Here is a 21,956-nt window from a genome sequence, read left to right as displayed (position 1 = left end):
GACGGGGAGTGAGGCTGTCCCCGGTTCGACCCGTGCCGCGCGTCGCCGGTGGCGGGAAACCGCCAGGACGCCTTTTCGCCACCGACGGTCAACACCCCCGCACCACACGGCACATGACACTCGTCCCAGCACTCGACGCGCTCGACACGAGAAGAGGCGTGGATGACCAGAGGACCAGTCAGACGCGGGGCGGCGCTGCTCGCGACGGGGCTCGTGATCGCCCTGTCGCCGACGGCCCCGGCGGTCGCGCAGCAGGCCGCCACCGCGGCTCAGCGCACCCCGGACGCCGCCACCACCGTCACCCTCGTCACCGGCGACCGGGTGACCGTCACCGACCTCGGGCAGGGGAGGAGGACGGTCGCCGTGCAGCGGCCCCGAGGGGCCACGGGCGCCGTTCGGACGCAGGTGAGCAACGGCGACATCAGCGTCGTACCGGACGAGGCGCTGCCCTATCTGCGGGCCGGCACCCTGGACCGGCGGCTGTTCGACGTGAGCGGGCTGATCCGGCAGGGGCTCACGGACGCCAAGGCCGACGCGACGCCGTTGATCGTGACCTACGGCAAGGGTGCGCGGGCCGTCACCCCGGACGGGGCGGAGAAGACCCGGACGCTGCCCAGCCTGCGGGGGGCCGCCGTCGAGGCGGAGCGGGGGCGCGCCTTCTGGCGGTCCTTCACGCACCGCCACAGTGTCGGCAAGGTCTGGCTCGACGGGCGCGTCAAGGCCGACATGGCCGAGAGCAACGCACAGATCGGCACCCAGGCCGCCTGGGACGCGGGGCTCACCGGCAAGGGCGTCACGGTCGCCGTCCTCGACACCGGCGTCGACCTGAGCCACCCCGACCTGACCGACCGGGTCACCGCCACCAAGAGCTTCATCGACGGGCAGGAGGTCGCCGACCGCAACGGGCACGGCACCCACGTCACCTCCACCGTCGGCGGCAGCGGAGCCGCCTCCGACGGCAAGGAGAAGGGGGTCGCGCCCGGTGCCGGCCTCGCCGTCGGCAAGGTGCTCAGCGACCAGGGCTCGGGCAGCGAGTCCCAGATCATCGCGGGCATGGAGTGGGCGGCGCGGGACGTGCACGCCCGGGTGATCTCCATGAGCCTGGGCTCGACCGAGGCCAGCGACGGCACCGACCCCATGGCCCAGGCGGTGAACACCCTCTCCGAGGAGACCGGCGCCCTCTTCGTCATCGCCGCCGGCAACACCGGCGCCCCGTCCTCCATCGGCTCGCCCGGCGCCGCCGACGCGGCCCTCACCGTCGGCGCGGTGGACTCCGCCGACCAGGCCGCCTACTTCACCAGCGCCGGACCCCGGTACGGCGACAACGCCTTGAAGCCGGACCTCTCGGCGCCCGGCGTCGACATCCTCGCCGCCCGCTCCCAACTCGTCTCCGGCAGCGGCTACTACACCTCCCTGAGCGGTACGTCCATGGCGACCCCGCATGTCGCGGGCGCCGCCGCCCTGCTCGCCGAGGAGCATCCCGACTGGACCGGCGCGCAGTTGAAGGACGCCCTCATGTCCAGCAGCAGGCAACTCGACTCCTCCGCCTACCAATTGGGTGCAGGGCGGGTGAGCGTGTCCGACGCCGTCAAGGCCGACGTCACTGCCACCGGCAGTGCCGACCTCGGCTTCTACAGCTGGCCCTACGAGGCGAACCAGCCGGTCACCCGGACCCTCACCTACCGCAACTCGTCCGACAAGGACGTGCAGTTGAAGCTGTCCGTGCAGGGCGGGCCGGACGGTGTCGCCGTTCTCGCCGACTCCTCGCTCACCGTGCCCGCGCACGGCACCGCGTCCACCACCGTCACCGGTGACGGATCGAAGGCGCCGGTCGGGGAGAGCAGCGGTCAGATCGTGGCCACCGGCTCGGACGGAACCGTGCTCGCGCACACCGTGTTCGGGCTGGTCAAGGAGGAGGAGCGGTACACGCTCACCGTCCACGTGAAGGACCGCGACGGCGCGCCCACCGCCGCGTACCTCGCCGTGCAGCGGCTCGCCGAGGGCGAGGACGCCCAGCCCGCGTACGTCGGCGACTCCGGCACCCTGAAGCTGCGCCTGAGGCCGGGCACGTACAGCCTGGCCTCCTTCCTCGACGTGCACGGCAGCCACGGCCCCGACTCGCTCGGCCTCGGCTTCCTCGCCGCCCCCGAGGTCACCCTCGACCGGGACCGCGACGTCACCCTGGACGGAAGGAAGCTGCGCGAGGTCGAGGCCGACGTCGACCGGCGCACCGAGACCCGTCAGCTGCTCATGGAGTACGACCGGACCGCGAACGGAGCCGACCTGTTCGGCGCGGTCCAGGTGCCCCTGACCTACGACAGCGTCTTCGCCGCGGCCACCGAGAAGGTCGCCCGGGGCGGCTTCGAGTACCGGACCGTGTGGCGGCTGGCCAAGCCGCTGCTGGAAGTCAGGGGGGTCGGCGAGGCGACCGTGCAGGCGGGCGGCACGCTGATCGAGGGGCGCGCCAGGCTCCCGCTGGTCGACGTAGGGGACGGGCCGTTCACCGGGGTGACGGGCAAGGCGGTGCTCGCCCACCTCGCCGACGGCGCCGACCCGGCCGCGCTGGCCCAGGCCGCCCAGGACGCCGGCGCCAGGGCGCTGTTCGTGACGGACGACGCGCCCGGCCGGCTGATGGCCTGGTGGGGCACGGACGACAACGCCGACCGGCCGCTGCAGATCGCCACGGTGAACAGGGCCGACGCGGCGCGGCTGCGGGCGGCGGGACACGTCGACATGATCGGCACCCGTAACTCGCCGTATGTGTACGACCTGTCGCAGGGGCACCGGGGTGAGATCCCGGACCGGGATCTCACCTACGCCCCCTCCGGACGCCAACTCGCCGCCGTGCACGTGAAGTTCCATGCGGCCCAGCCGGTGAGCGGCGGCGAGTTCCGGTACTCGATCACCGGCACCTTCCCGATCGGGCTCGGTTTCCAGGAGCGCGTCGACCTGCCCGCCGAGCGCACCGACTACGTGTCCACCGGGCCCGGCCAGCTGTGGCACGAGTCCGTCACCGCCCGCGACGGGGCACTGGAGGAGCGCAGCGGTCTGGTGCGGTACGACGGCGGGTCGCGGCCGGAGCTGAACTGGTTCCGCCCGGTGTGGCACCCGTGGCTGGGCACCGGCCTGGGCTGGGGGCAGCAACGCGCCGGCAACCAGGTCGAGTTGAACACCCCGGGCTGGGGTGACTCCGGGCCCGACCACACCGGCTTCGGCGACGTGTGGAGCGACGGCAGCGGGATGAGCCAGACCACCGCCGTCTACCTGGACGGCACGCTGGTCGACCGCCGCAAGAGCTCCGGTGTCTATGTGTGGGACGCGCCCGCCGACGAGCACACCTACAAGGTGGTCACCGACACCGCCCTGGACGCCGGCCAGTGGCAGCCCGCCACCCAGGGCCACACGGAGTGGACCTTCCGCTCCGCGGCCACCCCGGAGGACCGCTGGACCTACCTGCCGCTGATCAACCTCGCCTTCGACGTCGACACCGACCTCGCGGGCAAGGTGCGCGGCGGACAGCGCGTCCCGGTCGGGATCGGCGCCGAGTACGTGGCGAAGGCAGCCGGCACCGGAACCCTCGGCGGCGGCAGGCTGGAGGTGTCGTACGACGACGGCGCGACCTGGCGGACGGTCCCCCTGACCACCGGCCCGGGCGCCTCCTGGCGCGGCACGCTGACCGTGCCGCGCGGCGCCGCCCATGTCTCCCTGCGGGCCTCGGCCCACGACGACAAGGGCGGCTCGGTGACCCAGGAGATCATCCGGGCGGTGGCAGTGAAGTAGCTCAGGGCAGGGGGTGGTCCGCGGCGGCGGTGATGTCGACGATGCCGCGGACCACCCCCAGCTCCACCAGGTCCTGGGGCCGGATGCGCAGCTGTCCCGCGGTCGCCTCCACCTCCTCGGGCGGGCGCTTGAGGATCGCCGCGGCGAGTTCCGGGGCGATCACCGAGAAGTAACTGCCCGGCGTGGCCCAGGTGTTGCCGGGCGCGGCCAGCGCGAGCGCCCCGCCGGAGCCGCCCTCGCCGATCACCAGCGTGGTGATCGGCACCCGGGCGGCGGCCACCGCCCCGAACACGTCGGCGATCGCCGCCCCGGCGCCCTGCCGCTCCGCCTCGGCGTCATTGGCCGCGCCCGGTGTGTCCACCAGCGTCAGCACCGGGATGTCGAGCCGGTCCGCGAGCCGGATCAGCCGGGCCGCGGTGCGGTACCCGGCGGGCCGGGTGGCCGCCCCGGTCTGCGCCGCGTACGCCACGGTACGGCCGTCCCGCTCACCGAACCCGCACAGCATGCCGTCGGGGTCCGTACCGCCGCAGCGGTCCCCGCTGAGGGAGACCCGGTGGGTGAAGTAGGCGTCCAAGTAGGCCTGTGCGCGGGGGCGTTCGGGGGAGCGGGCACGGCGGACGGCTTCCCAGCCGGTGGCCGGGAGGTCCGGGCTGCCGAGGGCCTGGGGCGCCGGGGCCTCCGCGGCCGGGGCCGTGAGCAGCCGCAGCCAGCGCCCCAGCGTCTCCCGCAGCTCCTCGGGCCGTACCACCGCGTCCGCCGACCCCACCGCCACCTGCGCCTCGGCCGTGTAGGCGGCCGGGTCCGCGTCCGGGGGCCGGACCCGGGAGCCCGCGAAGCCCACCTGGGCGCCCGGGAGCGCCAGGATCACATCGGCTCCGGCGCCGAGGGTGGCCCAGCCGCCGCCGGTCGTGGGGTCCCGCAACACCGCGACCTGCGGCAGGCCGGCCTCCCGGGTGAGCACCGACTCGCGGGCCACGCGCTGCAGCTGGGTGAGCGCCAGCATGCCCTCCTGCATCCGGCTGCCGCCGGTGGCGACCAACGGCACGACCGGGAGCCGGTGGGCACGGGCGTGGTGGTACGCCGCCTCCAGGCGGTCGCCGGTGCGCTCGCTCAGGGAACCGCCGAGGAAGCCGAACTCGAACGCGATCAGCACGGCCCGGGTGCCCCCGACGCTCGCGGTGCCGCAGACGACGGACTCCTCCTCGCCGGTGCGCTCGGCGGCACGGGCGCGCGAGGCGTCGTAACCCTCCCAGCCGAGCGGGCCGTCCGCCTGTGTTTCCCTTATCAAGCCGGGGAGTTCGCCGAAGGTCGCCTCGTCCGCGACCAGGGCCAGGATCTCCCGCGCCGACAGTCGCTCAGGCATCGGCCACCAGCGCCCGCTTCATGATCTTCCCCATGTCGTTGCGGGGGAGCGCGTCCAGGTAGTGGACCAAGCGCGGCCGCTTGTGCGGCGCCAGCCGGCGGGCCACATGGCCGGCCAACTCCTCGGCGGCGGGCGGTGCCTGCGGGTCCGCCGGGACGATCCACGCCACGATCCGCTCGCCCAGGTCCGCGTCCGGCTCCCCGGTGACCGCGGCCTCCCGCACCCCCGGATGCTCCAGCAGCGCGTTCTCGATCTCGCCCGCCCCGATCTTGTAACCGCCGCTCTTGATCAGGTCGGTGGCCTTGCGCCCGACGATCCGGACGTATCCGTCGCTCTCCCGTACCGCCATGTCGCCGGTACGGAACCAGCCGTCGGCGGTGAAGGCGGCGGCGGTCGCGTCGGGCCGGTTGAGGTACTCGGTGAACAGGTTCGGGCCGCGCACCTGGATCTCGCCGACGCTCTCCCCGTCGTACGCCGCCACCTCTGTGCCGTCCTCCTCGACCAGCCGCAGCTCCACGCCCGGCAGCGGCACGCCGACGGTCCCAGCGCGCACTTCTCCGTCGGCCCGCACGCTGGTGTTCATCAGCGTCTCTGTCATGCCGTACCGTTCGATCACCCGCCGGCCGGTCGCCGCCGCGATCCGCTCGTGGTCGTGCACGGGCAGCGCGGCCGACCCGGAGACCAGCAACCGGGCCCCGGCCAGGGCCTTGACCAGCTCCGGTTCGTCCGGCAGGGCCTCGGCGATCCTGTGATACATCGTCGGCACCCCGAACAGCATGGTCGCGCCGCCGTTCAGCTCCCGGGCCACGCCCTCGGCGGTGAACCGCCCCAGGTGCCGCACCGAGCCGCCGCGGCGCAGCGGGCCGAGGACGCCCAGCACGAGCCCGTGCACATGGAACAGGGGCAGCCCGTGCACCAGCACATCCTCCCCCGTCCACTGCCAGGCGTCGGCGAGCGCGTCCAGGGTCGCGGCGAGCGCCCGGCGCGGAATGACGGCACCCTTGGGCGGCCCTGTGGTGCCGGAGGTGTAGACGACCAGCGCCGGGTCCTCGTCGGAGGCCTGCTCCTCCGGGACGGCACCGGACTCGGACACGTCCACGTCGAGCCGGGCCAACTCCCCGAGGACGGCGGGAAGTTCCGCGCCGGGCGCCGCCAGGATCCGGTCCGGGGCGCTGTCGTGGACGATGTGCGCCAGCTCCTTCTCGCCCGACTTGGGGTTGAGCGGCACCGCGGCCACCCCGGCGAGCAACGCGCCCGTCACCGCCACGGCGGTCTCCAGCTCCGGGGTCGCCCACACGGCCACCCGGTCGGCGCCGCGGATCCGCGCGGCGAGCGCGCCCGCCGCGCCCGCGAGCCCGCCGTACGTCAACGACCGTTCGCCGAACCGCAGGGCGACCCTCCCCCAGACTTCGTCCGGGGGGACCCCCATCTCGCTGCGCTCGCCGGGACCGTCCGCCAGGGCGGGAAAGAGGGAGGACACGCGGCGCACTCCTTGGCTGTCGGAAAAGCTCTCGGAAAGGCTCTCGGCACCCTTCCTACACCAGGAGTCTCGTCCCCACGACCGTGCTCAGGTCGGGTGCGAGCCGCAGTTCCGTCGCGCGGAGGGCGGGATGCCCCAACCAGTGCAGCCGGGCGAGGTCCGGCACGCCCTCGTGCAGCGGCGGCCAGCCGGTCGCCGGGGTGAAGTCGTCGACGACGACCGTCCCGCCGGGCGCGAGCAGCCGCTCGACGTCGGCGGGCGTGTCCCCGGGCACCTTGCCCTGCCCGCCGCCGTCGAGCACGAGGAGGTCGAAGGGGGCGTACTCCTCGATGCGCCGCCAGTCGCCGCTCAGCACACGGACGTCGGGCCGGTCGGCGAAGACCTCGGCCGCCGACCGCGCCCGCTCCGGATCCCGCTCCACGCTGTACAGCCGCACGCCCGGCCCCGCCCCCGAGACCAGCCAGGCCAGGCCGACGCCGAGCCCGGTGCCGGTCTCCCCGATCCGCGCCCGGGCACCGCCCGCCAAGGCGTGCAGCAGACGGCCCTGTTCGGGGCGGCAGGAGTAGGGGAAGCGGTGGGTGCGGGCGGTGGTGAGGGCGCGCTGGACGAGGGGTGGGAGCCCGTCGGGGCCGGGGTAGGCGTCAGTGCCGTGAGTTGCCACAGGTTCTCTCAGGTGGGGAGGTCCTGGCCGGTGTGATTCTGCTTCACGGCGTCGATGAAGGGGACGAAGACTGCGGTCGGGAAGGTGAGGGTTGCTCTGGCCGGGGCTTTGGAGTCGCGGATGGATATGTGAGTGTCCAGGTCCGCGATCTCGACGCAGGTGTTGCCATCGCCGCCACCGGAGTACGACGACTTCTGCCAGCGGACGGTTTGGGCCATGCGGGTGCCTCACAGTTCCTTCGCCATACGGTGGATGAAGTCCCGTGACTCCACGGGCTGTAGTGCTGCCTTCCCCACCTTATGGAGCAGGGCCCGGAAGCGCGCCAGCTGAGAATCGGCATCGATGAAGGCGGTGCCGTGCGGAGCGTCGCGCAGCACCGTATCCAGCTGGGGAAGTGGGCCGCCCACGTACATCATCTCGATCCCTGCCCCGGCGAATCCCTCGCTCGCCAGCGGGATGACGCGCACCGTGGCCTGTTCGCATTCGATCGCGCCCAAAACTTCCAGGAGTTGTGCGCGAGCGGTACGGCGATCCGACACCAGGATGCGCAGCCCTGCCTCGTGGACGATCGTCTCGTAGGGGATGGGAACGTCACGCTCCAGTACAGTCCTGCGTCTCATCCGATGCTCGACTCGGGGCTTCAGTTCGCTGTCGGGCAGCTCCGGGACCATGTAGCCGAAGACGGCGCGGGCGTAGTCCGGGGTCTGGAGCAGTCCGGGCACGTGGCTGGTGACCACCTCGCGCAGGAACGTGCCGTGGTGCTCGGTCTCGGCGACATCCAGGAAAACCGGCGGGAGCACTCCTCGGTACTCTTCCCACCAGCCCTGCGTGCGGTCAGTGACCATTGCGACCAGGGCGTCGATCAACGTCTCGTCGGCGCAGGCATAGTGGGCGGCGAGACGTCGTACCCGCTCCTCGCTGACACCGGCGAGCCCCGCTTCCACCTGACTCATCTGGGCCGAGGTGGAACTGAGCAGGCCCGCCACCTCGCGCGCCTTCAGGCCGGCCGCCTCTCGCAGCCTGCGCAGCTCGGTGCCCAGGCGCACCTGCCGTGCCGTGGGTTGGCTTCTCGGCGCCATGTGCCCTCCCGGCCTTCAACCACTCTGCTGACGTGCCACGTTCGGGGTCAGATTACGCGACCTGCTTGCGTGAGGAAAAATTTTTGCTCTACCTTCAGTGATGAGACGCGTACGCAGCGGAAGTGCGCTGCTCCGTCCTGCCGTGACGGCTGCGGCAATGCCACCGCGCGCTAAACCCCCCTCCCTCTGAACGGAGTTGACGCATGCCCGAAACCGAGTCCTGGGACTACACCCTCTACATCCCCAACGACCCCAGAGCCGTCACGATCTGCCGCCGCACCCTGCGCCTGATCCTGACCATGCACAGCCTGATCGGGCTCGTGGACACAGCGGAGCTGCTCGCGACGGAGCTGGTCTCGAACGCCGTACGGCACACGAAGGGGCCGGCTGCCCTCAGGGTTCGCCGAACGGCGCAGGGGGTGGTGTGGATCGGGGCGTGGGACACGGACCCCGAGCCGCCGGATCCGCCACGGCCGTTGGAGCAGGTGGGTGAGCTGGAGGAGGGGCGAGGGCTGGGCTTGGTCCGGGCCTGCGCGGACTACTGGGGCTGGCAGCCGTCGGCCAGGTTCGGGAACCGGGGGAAGTTCGTGTGGTGCGAGTGCGCCCTGGAGGCGTCTGAATGTATCCCCGGCTGAGCCGGGAGGGATTTGGAGGATATCCCTGGGTCGAATGACTTACCTGAAGTCGAAAGGCAGAGGACCTGAAACGCGGAAAATCCGCGCGGCAGACCTCGATGCTCAACTACGACGACTACACCATCGTCAGCATCTATGGCGCCAGGTACCGCGGAATCGTTCAGTACTACCTGCTCGCCGGTGACGTCTTCCGACTGAGCCGGTTGGACTGGGTCATGCAGTCCTCGCTGCTGTGCTCCCTGGCGAACAAGCATCGCTCGACCATGTCGAAGATGGCCCGCAAGTACAAGGTCACCATCGACACCCCGGCCGGGCCTCGCAAGTGTCTCCAGGCCGGCATCACCCGCGCCCCGAGCAGGAAACCGCTGATCGCACAGTTCGGTGGTATTCCACTCAAACGGCAGAAGTCCGCAGTCCTGAAAGACCGCGACCCTGCCCACAGTCCCCCTCGTCGGCGTGAGTTGACCAGGTGGCTGCTGGCAGGCTTCTGCGAACTATGCGTACAGACCGAAAAGATCCAGGTCCACCAGATCCGCAAGCTCGCAGACCTCGACCGGCTTGGGCAGGAACAACCCAACTGGGCAGCCCTCATGGCCAGGAAACGACGCAAGACACTCGTAGTCTGCTCAACCTGCCACGACGGCATCCACGCTGGACGCGAAACCGCAGCTCACGGCAGTCACTGGAGAGCCCGTTGCGATTAACGTCGCACGACGGGTTCGGGAGGAGGCCGCTGGGAAAAGGGGCAGCTCTGCTGCCACCTCGCCCGGCGGCCCACCTCACGCTGGGGGCGGCGTGATGGTGGGTTCGTCGCATGAGGCGCTGCACCGTATCTTCCAGAAGGACCCGGCGTTGCTGACTCGGGCGTTACAGCGAGTGTTGGACGTGCCGTTCCCCGAGCCCCGGGAGATCGCGGCGCTGAACGTGGACTTGACGGAGATCGAGCCTGTCGAGCGTCGGGTGGACACGTTGTTGCGGGCGGAGACGGACGAGGGCACGTATCTCCTGGTGGTCGAGTCACGAGGGAAGGTGGACGACCGCAAGCGGGGCTGCTGGCCGTACTACCTGTCCTACCTGTACGAGAAGTACCGCTGTGAGCCGGTGCTGATCGTGATCACGCAGAGCAGTGCCACGGCCAAGTGGGCGTCACGCCCGATCCGGCTCGGTTTCCGTGACTGGCACTCGCTGACGGTACGGCTGCTGGTGCTGGGCCCGGACAACGTGCCGGTGATCACGAGTGAGCGGCAGGCGGAGCGGGACGTCCCCCTTGCGGTGCTCTCGGCGATGACACACGGACGTGGCCCGCAGGCTCCGGCCATACTGGAGTGCCTGGCCTCCGCTCTGCGGACCAGTGAGTGAGCGGGGTTGGGGTGGGCCGCCCGCTTCTTGGCCAGTGCGTGCCTCCGCGAGCCGAGTCAAGGGCGCTCCCGCTGCGCGTCCGCGTCGCCTTCCGTGATCGGCCTGGCGGCTGACCCTTGACACGGCTCGCTCCAGCATGGGGAAGAAGCGAGCGGGCGGCCGGGGGGAAACTGGGCGGCTTGGCCCTGTTGGCCTCTGGGGTCGGCTGCGTTCATGACGTTGACTGAGGGGCGCGGCCGCCCTGTGGCGGCATGCCGGGTGGGCACAGCGGGTGCTGGTCCGTGGGTGGCGGCGGCCGGCTCGTCGGGTGGGTTCGGCAACTGCACGGCTGCCCAGTTCTCGCGCTCATTTTTCGCGAGCGGGGTGCGCTTATTGGCTCATCGGATTTCGTGGCGCCAAGTGGATAAGTATTGCAGTAAGGGATCCATCTTCGGCCAGATGGACTTGGGTTTCCCCGCACTCCAGAACGCGCGTCGCACTCTTCGGGGAGAATAGGAGATGAATGGCGGCCTCTCCCTTATGGATTTTCACACTTTCGACTGATCTAATGATTCTGGTTTTGAATTCGACGTAATCGGGGGTGGCGTTAATCCCCCATGGCGAACAGTCGAAGGTGGGGATTCCTGGTTCGGATTTGCATCGCGTTTCAGGCCCCTCCTCCCCAGCCCATGCGGGAGGCTCGTCGATAATGATGAGCTCCAGCAAAGACCGTTGCTGGGGGTCTACTTTGATTTCAATTTCACCACCGGAATCGCCTGTGATTCGCCAGTACAGTGGCTGCAGTCCGCTCCCCCGTCCCCAGGTTACGGTCAGTGGAATAAAGGGATCGGTCTGCACCTCGACTGCTGTACAGTCCCGCTTTCCGATTGCTTTGATCAACGAAAATACCTCACCCTTTGTAGAGTGCGTGCACCAGTGCAGGGAGGGGGTCGACTGGGCGCTGATTGAACTTTAGCTCCCAGTCTCCAACCTCGACCATCTTACCCATTGGTATTCCATCCTTCGTGGCTTCGATTACTGCCTGTTGAAGGCTCCTGAGTTGGACTTGGGTGGCGAGTCGTACCTGTTCTGGGTTCGCCCTTTCTGTTATCCTTCCCTGGAGGTATTCGTTCATGTGCTTAGTTGCGTTCGCGTGAACCCATACCCGTTTATCTCCTGCCTGCATCTCGAAGGACTTCGGAAGCTCCGTCAGTGGGTAGTTCGGCTGAGTCGGTTTAATGTCCTCCCAGACCGTTCCGCAACCAGGTGCCAATCCGAGAGGGTCGCTCCAGGTATGTGGATTGTGGACGTAGGTGGCGGGATTGGGTGCGGGCGTGAGTCCGAGGGGGTCCGGGGTCAGGTATCGGGCGGTTTCGGGGTCGTACTGGCGAAAGTAGTTGTAGTGGAGGCCGGTTTCGGGATCGTAGTACTGCCCCGAAAAGCGTAGGGGTGTGTACGCCGTACTGTTCGCCGCCCACGCCGTCGTTCCCCACAGCGTGCTGCGGGTGCGCCAAGCAATGTCGCCCTGCTCGTCGATGAGTTCGCTGGGTGTGCCGACGAGGTCGGTAATTATGGCGAAGAAGCGGGAGTCGATCTCGTTCTGGTGTGCGTCGGTCGCGGTGATGCGTTCCGTTTGGGCCAGGGGGCGCAGGCCCTGGTGGTCCCAGGTGAGGGTGACCGGGTTGGGGAGGTCTGCGGACGTCGTGGTCTGTTCGCAGAGGGTGGAGCCATCCCAGGTGAAGTCCACCCGCTCTGCGACCGTTTCGCTGTCCGCTCCTAGGCGAAGCTTTGCCGTGCGGCGGCCCAGGGGGTCGTAGGTGTAGCGCCAGCGCGTGCCGTCGGGGGTCACCACCGACGTCAGGCGGTCCTCGGCGTCCCATTCGTAGCGCCAGGTATCCGGCTTGTGGGACAGGCGGGTCTTCTGGCGGAGGGTGATGCGGCCCAGGGCGTCGTGTTCGTAGCGGACGTTGCCCGCTCGGGTGATGCGCGTGCCTGTGTAGGTGCGGGGGCCGATTGCCTCCTGCCCTGGGTGATCGGTCGGCCAGGCGGCCTGGGTCTGGTTACCAGCCTCGTCGTAGGCGTAGCGCTCCGTCCACCCGGCGGCGTGCACGGCGGTCACCCTGCCCGCCGCGTCGAGGTCGAAGCGGCGGGAGCCGGAGAGCTGATCGTCGATGCCGATGACGTTGCCGTCGGCGCGGTAGGTGTACGTCCGGTGCTGCACCGTGCGGTGCTCGGCGCCGGTGACGGACTGTGTTGTCAGGCGCCCCAGAGCGTCGAAGTCGTGCTCAAGGGTGACCATCTCGCCGACCCGGCGTGTCAGTTCGCGGCCTGCCTCGTCGTACGTGAAGTCGATGGCGCGGCCCGAGACCACCATGCCGGTGCGGTGGCCCACAGCGTCGTATGACCAGGTTGTCGTAGCCCCGGTGGGGGTCGTGCGCCCGGTGCGGCGGCCCAGCACGTCGTACGTGTAGCTCACCGTGCGGCCGTTGACCGTCTCCGAGTGCAGGCGGCCGTAGCGGTCGCGGAGGAGGGTGAGGGTGGTGCCGTCGGGGCCTGTTGCCTGCGCCAGCTGGTCCGTGAAGTCGTAGGCGTAGGTCGTGATCTGGCCGGACGCGTTCTTGAGGGTCACCTGGCCGAGTTCGTTGCGATCGAAGGACACCACCTCGCCGAGAACGTTTCTGCGCGAGGTGAGGCGACCTGCGTGGTCGTACGTGTACGTCAGGGTGCGGTCGTCGAAGTCCGTTTCCGTCGCCAGGCGGCCTGCCGCGTCGTACTTGTACTTCCAGGTCAGGCCCTGTGGGTTGGTGACCTTCGTCAGGCGCAGTTCGCTGTCGTGGTCGAACTCGTAGCGGACGCCATCCGGGCCCGTGCGTGCCGTCAGCAGGTCAAAGTGGGTGTACTCGAAGCGGGAGACACCCCCTATGGGGTCGGTGTGGCTGGTGCAGTTGCCCTCGCCGTCATACGTCCAGGTCTCCGTTGTGCCGTCTGGGGCTGTGCGGCGAGCCAGGTGGCCCTCGAGGGTCCACGACAGGTGGGAGGCGGCACCAGTGGGATCCGTGATCGCGGTTGTGCGGCCGAAGGCATCCCGCTCGTAGCGGGTGGTCGCGCCGAGCGGGTTCGTCACCACCAGAGGAAGGCCGGAGCGGTCGCAGATCGCGGTCGTGGTGTTGCCGAGTGGGTCGGTCACGGAAGTCAGGTGGCCCGCCTCCGTGTAGGTGAAGCGGGTCGTCTGGCCCGCCGGGTCCGTGATCGAGGTGCGGTTGCCGCGTTCGTCGTACGCCTGGCGCACGACTGTGCCGTCTGGATTGACCAACTTCACTGGTAGGCCGAGGTCGTTGTACTCCGCTTTCGCCTCGCGCCCGTCCGGGCGTACGACCGACGTCAGGTTGCCCTCGTCGTCATAGCGGAAGGTCGTCGTGTGGCCCAGCGGGTCCGTCTCGGAGAGCAGACGGTTGTAGCGGTCGCGGCTGTATCGAGTCGTTGCGCCGAGCGGGTCGGTCTCGGCTACCACCTGTAGGGCGTCATTGATCAAGTAGCGCCAGCTGTGACTCTCGCCTGTCGTGGCCGTCGTGGTCCGCAGACCGGTCGTCGGGTCGGGCTCGTCGTAGGACAGACGCATGGTCATGTGGCCTGCGGGGCCACCCTGGGCTATGCACCGGTCCTTGTCGTCGTACTCGTAGGCATAGCTGCGGTCGTTCGTGTCCGTCCATGAGGTGATTCGGCAGGCTTCGTCGTAGGTGAAGCGGAGCGGCAGGCCGGAGGAGTTGATGACCTCGGTGAGGTTGCCGTCCGTGTAGCCGTAGCGCTTCAGCTCCTCGCCGGTGGTGACCAGGTGGAGGGCCGCTATTCGGCCGGAATCCGTCGTGATGTGGACGCCTTGGCCGCTGCTGGAGGCCACTGCCAGCGGGGTGCCCTCCGCGTCGTACTCGAAGGTGATCCAGTTGCCGTTGCGGTCGTCTATCTGCTCCAGCACAGCCAGGCTTTTGCTTCGGTCGGCGAAGTGCCAGATGCGGTGTGTCTGCGGGTCCGTGATCGTGTAGCCGTCGTCCACGCGGTCCAGGGGCCAGCGGGGGCCGTGGCTGGGGAGGGTGGGCAGGCCGGGAGCCGGGTGAGGGTACGCCAGGAGCAGGCCGTCCTCCGTGACGAAGACGACTCCCTCGGTGTCGATCTCCAGACGTTGGTCCAGGGTGGAGGACCAGGAGGGGCCGAACCAGCGGCCCAGTCGGTAGCCGGACTCCGCGCGTCGCTTGAGGAGCAGGGGCAGCACCCCGGGCAGGATGACGTCGGTCTGCGGCAGGAACATCTTGCCGGAGGCCACGTCGACCGGGTCGCCGCATTCCTCTACGCAGTGCTCCTGGCGCGAGGATTCGTCCGGGTGCTCGTTCACCTTGTCCCGAGCGGTGTTCTCGCCTCCGGTCTCGGCCCCCGCCTGTCCCTCGCGTTTCGCCGCCGCCTTCGCCGCGTCCTCTGCCGCGCGCGCCTCCCTCGCCGCGGCCTTCACCCCGTTCGCCTCCACCCCCAGTCCGCCGGTCAGAAGCGCTTCGGCAGTGAACCGTCCCCCGAACTCGGACGGATCCTTGATGAAGTCGCCCAGGTTCTGCTTCAGCACCTGTTCCGGATGCGCGACGCCGGAGACGAGACCGGCCAGGGTCATCGCCTGGTGCTGGAGGGCCTCGGCAGGGTGGGTCAGGTTGTACGGGCTCAGTGGGTTGGCGTTGAGGGCCGTGCTCACCAGACCCGTGCCCGCCTTGATGACGCCGCCCCCGAAGTGGACGGCCTCCGTGTTGAAGGCGTCGAAGCCATCGGCCGCGTCCACCTTGAACTGGGTCAGCGGAGGCGGTTCGGCAGGGGCGTGCGCGAGGGCCGTGTCGACGGCCTTGGTGGCGGTGTCGGCTGCGTGGTTGCGTTGTTTGCGGGCCTCGTTCAGGATCTCGTCGGCCCGTTTGAGGTCTGCGGTACCGGGGTCATCGAAATCGCCGGGGGCCGGGCCGGGGTCCTTGTCACCCGAAGCGACAGCGGCCTTGTAGGCGTTGGACCGCTTTTCGTACGCCGCCTTCGCGTTTTCTGACGTCTCCTTGCCTGCCTTGTACAGGTCGATCGCGTCTTTGGCCTGCTTCTGTGCCCAGGTGACTGTCTCCGCGTATGTCTCCAGGGCTGCGGCGGCCTTGGAGCAGGCGTCCGCCGCGTGCAGCCATTTCACCGGGTGCATCGCGAACTTCTTGCGGAACGCTTCGGCCGCCTCGCCCTGCCACTGCGAGGAGTCCAGCTTCCGCATGCCCTCGCCGACATTGTCGAAGGCCTTGTGGAAGTCCTTCAGGTGTTTGGCGGTGGCCTGGATGTCCGCTGCGTTGCCGTGGACCAGGTCCTTCGGGTCGTCACTCTCGCCGAGCTGCTTCTCGCCCGGAGTGGCGCCCAGGGCGGACGCGGCCCCATCGCCCCAGTTTTCGACCTTGTCCGCCCAGCCGTGGGCACCGGCCTTGTCCAGGCCCTCGCCGACGAGGTCGGTGCCTTTGTCGATGCCCTCACCGACGAACTTCTTGCCGGAGTCGACGATGTGCCCGGCACCGCTGATGAGGTCGTTGGTCACGTCACCGAGCCCCATCAGCCGGCACCCCCGTTCTGCTGCTGGTTCTGTTGCTGCTCAGCGGCCCGCGCACGTTCCTCGGGGGACGGGCCCCACGTGTCGTCGAGCATGCGGTTGTAGTCGTCGCTGTTTCCGGTCGCCCGGTTGATGTCGTCCATGGTCACGCCCGGCGGCAGCCCCAGCGATCCGGTCATCGCGTCGCGCCCGGCGTCCTTGAGGCTCTGCTTGCTGTGCTGCCACGCCTCGGCGAAGGACTTCTCGCTGTAGACGGGGTGGGTCAGGCCGTCGGCGCTGCTCCGGCGCAGCTGGTCCCAGCTCATCTTCTCGACGTCGTCCTCGGACGCGTACGGGTTGCCCACCAGCGAGTTGTAGCCGACCTTCAGCGCGCCGCCGACGTACTGGTCCGTCTCGTGCAGCGTGCCCGCTGACAGACCCACGTTTTCCGCGAAGGTGTTGCCCTCCACCACCAGGGCACGCACACTCCACTCCCAACGCTCGCAGAAGGACTTGAACTTCGAGGTGAGGTTCTCGTGGCCCAGCTGGAGCCCGGACAGCTCCAGGTTCGAGAAGCCCCGGCCTGCGCCCGCCAGGCTGTCGACGCCCAGCTCCTTCAGCTCGGCGAGCGTCTGGGTGATGCCCTTCGCTATCTCGTCCAGCCCGGCAGCCCTGATGTCCTTGCCGCCCTTGCCCCCGCTCACTGCCGTGCCTCCTCAGTCCTCACGTCGACGGCTGCCGCGTCCGGCACGATCCCCGCCACCGGCGGGAACAGCACACCCTCAGCCCCACTGGCCGCATCAAGAGCCACCCCGCACGGCACCCCGACGGCCGGAACCCCCGCATCCAGCAACCTGGCGCCCAGCACCCGCTGGTACGCCCACTCCCGCTCCCCTTCACCCCTCGCGATCGCGAACCGGGCCAGCGCCGACTCGTTCGAGAAGGCCAGGATCCAGCGGATGCCGCCGTAGTCGGCGGTCAGTGGGGCCTCGTCCGCATCGACAGGGAGCAGCACTGCCGTACGGCGGAACTCGCCCAGCACAGCAGCGAACTCGCGGCGCCTGCGCGCTATGGCGTCCGTCTCGGAGGGAGCAGGTGTGGTGGTCGGCGACGGGGGAGCGGCGGCGAACGGTGTGTCCGGCACAGGAGCAGGAATCCCACTGGATGCATCCGCGTCCGCCGGCTCCGCGTACTCCGCCAGCCGTGACCTGCGTATCGGCCCCGACGAGTCGGCGCCACCCCCCGTGATCAATCATGTCCGGGATCATCACATCGGTACGTTGCCGAACACAACGCGGTACTCGGCAAGGTGAAAGGCCTTTGGCCGAATGTGTCTGTCAGCGGAGGCACGCATACGTCGACGGAAACGCATAGTCGGAGACGCATGCACGACGACGCCCGGACCCAGGCCGGGGCCGGGGCGTCCTCAAGCCGAGAGACTAGCCTCACTTCTACCCGACGGATACGGGTGGGTGGGTGGGCAGAACGACGTCGGCGACAACACAGCTCACGTTGTCAGGACCCCCCGCCGCATTGGCCTCGTCAACCAGCAACTGCCCCGCACCCTCACACGCGAGCAGCTCCTTGATCCGCTCGTCCGGGACGACCCCGGTCAGCCCGTCGGAGCACAGCAGATAGCGATCACCGACCCGAGCCTCGTGCAGCCGCAGGTCCGGAACCGGGGCCATGCCGCCGCCGAGGGCCTTCAGCAGCAGAGCACGCTGCGGATGACTCGCGGCCTCCTCCATCGTCAGGCGCCCCTCGTCGATCAGGGACTGAACCACGCTGTGGTCGTGGGTGATCCGGAACAGCTCGCCGTCCCGCAGCAGATACGCCCGCGAGTCCCCGATGTGGACCAGGGCCAGCTTCGACCCGGTCCACAGCAGCGCGGTCAGCGTGGTGCCGTTCTCCTCGCCGCCCTCCGCGAGGTCATGGACGGCCTCGCTGGCCCCCCGTACCGCGTCCTCCAGCAGGTTCAGCACGCTGCCGGCCGCGATCTCCTCTCCCTCGTCCAGAAACCTCAGCGCCTCCACGGCCGCGCTGCTCGCCGGTGCCCCCGCCGGCCCGAACCCGTCGGCCACGGCGAGCAGCCTGCGGCCCGCGTACACCGTGTCCTGGTTGGCCGGGCGGACCTGCCCACGATCGGAGTGGGCGGAATAACGCAGTTCCAGCATGGTGGTGTGATCCCTTCTCGACTCACCGGTCAGCTGGTCGACGAGGAACGCGGCGAGATCCCGCCGTACGGCCGTCTCCGCCTCGACCCGCGCCCAGTACGCCCGGATCTCCGCCGCGGCGTCCGGCGCGTCCAGCGCGCACACGGCGCGGATCTCGGCCAGCGGCATACCCAGCCGCCGCAGCCAGGCCACGAGCCGGGCCTGCCCGAGCTGCTCGACGGCGTAGTACCGGTATCCGGTGCCGGGGTCGACCCGGGCGGGCCGCAGCAACTCCAGCTCGTCGTACAGCCGCAGTGCCTTCGGCGACAGCCGGCTGGCCCTGGCGAAGGCACCGATCGTCAGCAATTCCATGAGGCTCCTCGCGCTCCTCGTCGTCCGCCACCGATGCTGGGGCTTCACCAAAGGTGAAGGTCAAATGCGCTGTCGTGGTTCCTGCGGCGGTTGTTAGCCTCACAGCGGATCGAACCGTCGTACGACAGGGAGCCCGCCGTGCCCCGAATAGCGCTCGCCACCTACGACCCCGGAGCCGAGCCGACCAAGGACCGCGACCTGCCGGTGCTGGTGCGGGCGCTGACGGACGCCGGGGCCGAGGCGGAGGCCCGGCACTGGGACGACCCGGATGCCGACTGGGGCGCCTACGATCTCGTCGTCATCCGGTCGACCTGGGACTACAGCTGGCGCGCCGAGGAGTTCGGGGCCTGGGTGGAGCGGGTCGGCGCCGTGACGCGCCTGGCCAATCCGCCCGCAGTGGTGCGCTGGAACTCCGACAAGCGCTACCTCGGCGAGCTGGCGGCGGCCGGTGTGCCGACCGTGCCCACGCGCTACCTCGCTCCCGGCGAGCCCGCCGACCTGCCCGCCGACCACGAGTACGTGATCAAGCCGACCTCCGGCGCGGGCGCCCGGTTCGCCGCCCGCTACACCCCCGCCGAGCACGAGACGGCCGTACGACAGCTGGCGCGGATGCACGCGGAGGGCTTCACCGCGATGGTGCAGCCGTACGTGCGCGACATCGACGTCAGCGGGGAGCGGGCGCTGCAGTTCTTCGGCGGCGCCCTGCTGCACGCCAGCCGCAAGGGCGCAGTCCTCTCCTCCGGGACCCCCTACGACGCCGACAAGGTCGCCCACCCCGACCTGCAGCCCTGGCAGCCCACGGACGCCGAACTCGCCGTGGCCGAGAAGGCGTTGACGACCGTACCCGGCGGCGCACCGGGCCTGCTGTACGCACGCGTGGACCTCGTGGACGGGGAGGACGGGCAGCCACGAGTGATGGAACTGGAGCTGGTCGAGCCCAACCTGTTCCTGTTCCTGCACCCGGCCTCGCTGCCGCGCGTCACGGAGGTCATCCTGGCGGCGGCCGCAGAGGACTAGGGCCTGTCCGGCCCATCAGCCCCCTAGGCTGACCCGGCCGTGGCCCGGCAGGCCTCGGCGTACGCGCGGACCAGGGGCCGTCCCTCGTCCTCGCGGCGCCACGCCAGGGCGTAGCGGCTGGGGTCGATGCCGCGGATCGGGCGGGTGGTGACGCCGCCCAGGGTGATCAGCGGGGCGTTGCCCTCGGCGAGCAGGCAGACGCCGAGGCCGGCCACCAGTGCCTCGTACGTCTCCTCTGCCCCGGCGATCTCCGCGCCGATGCGCGGCGGGCGGCCGGCTCGGGCGTCCAGGGCGAGCCAGTAGTCGCGCAGCGGGCCCGCGGTCTTCGGCAGGGCGAGGAACGGCTCGTCGAGCAGGTCCGCGAAGTCGATCTCGGCACGGGCCGCGAGCGGGTGGGTGTCGGGAAGGGCGACCAGGCGGGGCTCCTCGGCCAGCACCGTCCAGGCGTAGCGCTCCTCGTCGGGCAGCGGCAGCCACACGAAGGCGACGTCCGCGCTGCCGTCCGCGAGGCCCGCCGTCGGGTCCTCCCAGCTCACCTGGCGCAGCCGGGCGGTGGCCTCGGGGTGCGCGGCGGTGAAACGGGAGCGGATGGCCGGCAGCAGCCCGCCCCGGCCGGGACTGGTGCTCATGCCCACCACGAGCGTGCTGCGCTGCGCCGCCTTGGCCGCCTCCACCGCGGCCGCGCCCTCCTCCCACGCGGCCAGCACCCGCCGGGCATGCGGCAGCAGCGCCTCGCCCGCGGCCGTCAGCGCCACCCCGTGCTGATCGCGCTGCAGCAGATCGGCCCCCAACTGGCGCTCCAGCGCCCGGATCTGCTTGCTGAGCGCGGGCTGTGACACGTACAGCCTCTCGGCCGCGCGCGTGAAGTGCAGCTCCTCGGCGACCGCGACGAAGTAGCGCAGATCCCGGGCATGGACGTCCATCGTCATAACCATTGGCTATCACCGTGGGTCTTGGACGGGCAACGGCATCCGGCAGCAGGCTGGTTCGTGTCAGGAAACAGCAGGAGCTACGGGGAGTTGCCGTGAACAAGGTATGGCTGGTGACCGGTGCGAGCAGCGGTTTCGGGCGGGCGATCACGGAGGCGGCCGTCGCCGCCGGTGACGTCGTGGTGGGCGCGGCCCGGCGCCCCGAGGCGCTGGACGACCTCGTGGCCGCGCACCCCGACCAGGTGGAGGCGCTGCGCCTGGACGTCACCGACGCGGCCGCGATCGAGGAGGCTGTACGGGACGTGGTGGCCCGGCACGGACGGATCGACGTGCTGGTGAACAACGCGGGGCGCACCCACGTCGGCGCCGTCGAGGAGACCACGGACCAGGAGCTGCGGGACCTGTTCGACCTGCACTTCTTCGGCCCCGTGGCCCTGGTGCGGGCGGTGCTGCCGCACATGCGGGAGCGGCGCTCGGGCGCGATCGTGCAGATGAGCAGCATGGGCGGGCAGATGTCCTTCGCGGGCTTCGGCGCGTACAGCGGGACGAAGTTCGCGCTGGAGGGCATGTCCGAGGCGCTCGCGGACGAGGTGCGGGAGTTCGGTATCAAGGTGCTGATCGTGGAGCCGGGTGCCTTCCGGACTTCGCTGTTCGGCACCGGCCGGGCCGGTGTCAGTGCGGACAGCGGGGTGTACGCCAAGGTGAGCGAGACCCGCGGGTTCGTCGAGGGCGGTGACGGTACGCAACCCGGTGACCCGACGAAGGCGGCGGCGGTCATCCTGGCCGCGCTGGACGCGGAGCAGACCCCGCTGCGGTTGCCGCTCGGCGACGACGGAGTGGATGCCGTCCTGGACCACCTCGTCCAGGTTCGCGCGGACGTCACCGCCTGGGAGAAGGCCGCGAGGGCGACCACCTTCGACGACTGACCGGATCAGCCGGCCACGCAGCCGACCGCCGTCCGCTGCAGCAGCCCCCAGGTGAACTCGGCGACGACCTCGTGCCGTACGCCGTCCCGGTCCGGGGCGGTGAAGGCCAGCCCCCAGCGGCTGGGGGCCGTGCCCTCCAGCGGGCGGGCCGGGGCGAAGGCGCGGGCGGCCTCGTCCACCGTGCAGGACCACGGGGCCAGGTCGTCCAGGGTCTCCAGCCTCGGCGCCGGGGCGCCGGGCGCGCGCACCAGCCACTCGTTCCAGACCGCGCCGTCGGGGGAGACCAGCACCTCGAAGCGCAGACCGGGCCAGAGGGGCAGCGCCCACTGCCGGGCCTCGCAGTCGACGTCGCCGAGGCGGCGCCGGACGACGGCGGCGGGCTCGCCGAGGACGGAGCGGTAGCGGGCGGCCGCTGACCGCGACCTCGGTGACCGGACCATCGCCTGCCACCGCTTGTTGGTCTCCCGCATGTCCGCGATCGACGCGCCGAGCGTGCGCCGGGCGTCCTCGACCAGGTCCGGGTTGTGGTCCGCCATGCGGCGCAGCAGCACCAGCTGGAAGTCGAGTTGCATGGCACCCATGGTGCCCGGCTCCGGGCTTCGCATCCCGAGGACTCCCGCCCATTGCCCGCGCACCCCGCGATGA

Annotated in this window: 16 protein-coding genes and 1 pseudogene; 6 read left to right on the top strand and 11 right to left on the bottom strand. The window is 70.2% G+C overall.

The window, feature by feature from the left end; translation table 11 throughout:
* The first annotated feature begins 162 nt into the window (after nucleotides 1-162).
* Nucleotides 163-3,780, top strand: coding sequence for a S8 family serine peptidase (locus ACFY3C_RS32910; protein ID WP_390773368.1), 3,618 nt, complete (start codon nucleotides 163-165; stop codon nucleotides 3,778-3,780).
* 1 nt (nucleotide 3,781) lies between these two features.
* Here the strand turns inward: ACFY3C_RS32910 and ACFY3C_RS32905 are convergent, their stop codons facing one another.
* Genes ACFY3C_RS32905 through ACFY3C_RS32885 form a run of 5 tightly spaced genes read right to left on the bottom strand, consistent with a single transcriptional unit; the run spans nucleotide 3,782 to nucleotide 8,363 of the window.
* Nucleotides 3,782-5,143: a carboxyl transferase domain-containing protein gene (locus ACFY3C_RS32905; protein ID WP_390773367.1), complete on the bottom strand. Its 1,362-nt coding sequence runs from the start codon at nucleotides 5,141-5,143 to the stop codon at nucleotides 3,782-3,784.
* The gene (locus ACFY3C_RS32900) at nucleotides 5,136-6,623 is read right to left on the bottom strand and encodes an acyl-CoA synthetase (protein WP_390773366.1); all 1,488 of its coding nucleotides are present in this window, start codon (nucleotides 6,621-6,623) and stop codon (nucleotides 5,136-5,138) included. The genes ACFY3C_RS32905 and ACFY3C_RS32900 overlap by 8 nt, the downstream gene beginning before the upstream one ends.
* A 55-nt stretch (nucleotides 6,624-6,678) precedes the next feature.
* The gene (locus ACFY3C_RS32895; protein ID WP_390773365.1) at nucleotides 6,679-7,284 is read right to left on the bottom strand and encodes an O-methyltransferase; all 606 of its coding nucleotides are present in this window, start codon (nucleotides 7,282-7,284) and stop codon (nucleotides 6,679-6,681) included.
* 8 nt (nucleotides 7,285-7,292) lie between these two features.
* Nucleotides 7,293-7,502: a DUF397 domain-containing protein gene (locus tag ACFY3C_RS32890; RefSeq protein ID WP_390773364.1), complete on the bottom strand. Its 210-nt coding sequence runs from the start codon at nucleotides 7,500-7,502 to the stop codon at nucleotides 7,293-7,295.
* A 9-nt stretch (nucleotides 7,503-7,511) separates the two neighbouring features.
* A complete protein-coding gene (locus tag ACFY3C_RS32885) occupies nucleotides 7,512-8,363 on the bottom strand; it encodes a helix-turn-helix domain-containing protein (protein WP_386572114.1) in 852 nt (283 codons plus the stop codon).
* 203 nt (nucleotides 8,364-8,566) lie between these two features.
* Between ACFY3C_RS32885 and ACFY3C_RS32880 the strand changes: the two genes are divergently transcribed.
* The 3 genes and pseudogenes from ACFY3C_RS32880 to ACFY3C_RS32870 all read left to right on the top strand — a co-directional run.
* Nucleotides 8,567-8,998: an ATP-binding protein gene (locus tag ACFY3C_RS32880; RefSeq protein WP_390773363.1), complete on the top strand. Its 432-nt coding sequence runs from the start codon at nucleotides 8,567-8,569 to the stop codon at nucleotides 8,996-8,998.
* A 65-nt stretch (nucleotides 8,999-9,063) separates the two neighbouring features.
* Nucleotides 9,064-9,702, top strand: coding sequence for a group II intron reverse transcriptase/maturase (locus tag ACFY3C_RS32875; protein ID WP_390773442.1), 639 nt, complete (start codon nucleotides 9,064-9,066; stop codon nucleotides 9,700-9,702).
* Nucleotides 9,703-9,796: 94 nt separating this feature from the next.
* A pseudogene (locus ACFY3C_RS32870) lies at nucleotides 9,797-10,348 on the top strand (hypothetical protein); the annotation flags it as partial.
* An 898-nt stretch (nucleotides 10,349-11,246) separates the two neighbouring features.
* On the opposite strand, the gene ACFY3C_RS32865 reads toward ACFY3C_RS32870, so the two are convergent.
* The 4 genes from ACFY3C_RS32865 to ACFY3C_RS32850 all read right to left on the bottom strand — a co-directional run bounded on the left by ACFY3C_RS32865 (nucleotide 11,247) and on the right by ACFY3C_RS32850 (nucleotide 18,439).
* On the bottom strand, nucleotides 11,247-15,938 hold the full coding sequence (locus tag ACFY3C_RS32865) for a putative T7SS-secreted protein (protein WP_390773362.1): 4,692 nt from the start codon (nucleotides 15,936-15,938) through the stop codon (nucleotides 11,247-11,249).
* Nucleotides 15,938-16,618, bottom strand: a complete 681-nt coding sequence (locus tag ACFY3C_RS32860; RefSeq protein WP_390773361.1) for a hypothetical protein — start codon at nucleotides 16,616-16,618, stop codon at nucleotides 15,938-15,940. Before ACFY3C_RS32860 ends, ACFY3C_RS32865 begins: the two co-directional genes overlap by 1 nt.
* On the bottom strand, nucleotides 16,615-17,163 hold the full coding sequence (locus ACFY3C_RS32855; protein WP_390773441.1) for a hypothetical protein: 549 nt from the start codon (nucleotides 17,161-17,163) through the stop codon (nucleotides 16,615-16,617). The genes ACFY3C_RS32860 and ACFY3C_RS32855 overlap by 4 nt, the downstream gene beginning before the upstream one ends.
* Before the next feature lie 202 nt (nucleotides 17,164-17,365).
* On the bottom strand, nucleotides 17,366-18,439 hold the full coding sequence (locus ACFY3C_RS32850) for a MerR family transcriptional regulator (protein WP_390773360.1): 1,074 nt from the start codon (nucleotides 18,437-18,439) through the stop codon (nucleotides 17,366-17,368).
* Between the two features lie 138 nt (nucleotides 18,440-18,577).
* Between ACFY3C_RS32850 and ACFY3C_RS32845 the strand changes: the two genes are divergently transcribed.
* Nucleotides 18,578-19,456, top strand: coding sequence for a RimK family alpha-L-glutamate ligase (locus ACFY3C_RS32845; RefSeq protein ID WP_390773359.1), 879 nt, complete (start codon nucleotides 18,578-18,580; stop codon nucleotides 19,454-19,456).
* Between the two features lie 23 nt (nucleotides 19,457-19,479).
* Here ACFY3C_RS32845 and ACFY3C_RS32840 read toward each other — a convergent pair whose 3' ends face one another.
* A complete protein-coding gene (locus tag ACFY3C_RS32840) occupies nucleotides 19,480-20,391 on the bottom strand; it encodes a LysR family transcriptional regulator (protein ID WP_390773358.1) in 912 nt (303 codons plus the stop codon).
* A gap of 89 nt (nucleotides 20,392-20,480) precedes the next feature.
* Between ACFY3C_RS32840 and ACFY3C_RS32835 the strand changes: the two genes are divergently transcribed.
* Nucleotides 20,481-21,311, top strand: coding sequence for an oxidoreductase (locus ACFY3C_RS32835; protein WP_390773357.1), 831 nt, complete (start codon nucleotides 20,481-20,483; stop codon nucleotides 21,309-21,311).
* A gap of 5 nt (nucleotides 21,312-21,316) precedes the next feature.
* Here the strand turns inward: ACFY3C_RS32835 and ACFY3C_RS32830 are convergent, their stop codons facing one another.
* Nucleotides 21,317-21,916 (bottom strand): hypothetical protein, encoded by a 600-nt coding sequence (locus tag ACFY3C_RS32830; protein WP_390773356.1) that lies wholly within the window; start codon nucleotides 21,914-21,916, stop codon nucleotides 21,317-21,319.
* Nucleotides 21,917-21,956: the final 40 nt, after the last annotated feature.

The sequence above is a fragment of the Streptomyces sp. NPDC001410 genome (assembly GCF_042895235.1).
In the GTDB taxonomy this organism is placed as follows: Bacteria; Actinomycetota; Actinomycetes; order Streptomycetales; family Streptomycetaceae; genus Streptomyces.
This window is presented reverse-complemented; position numbering and strand designations above follow the sequence as displayed.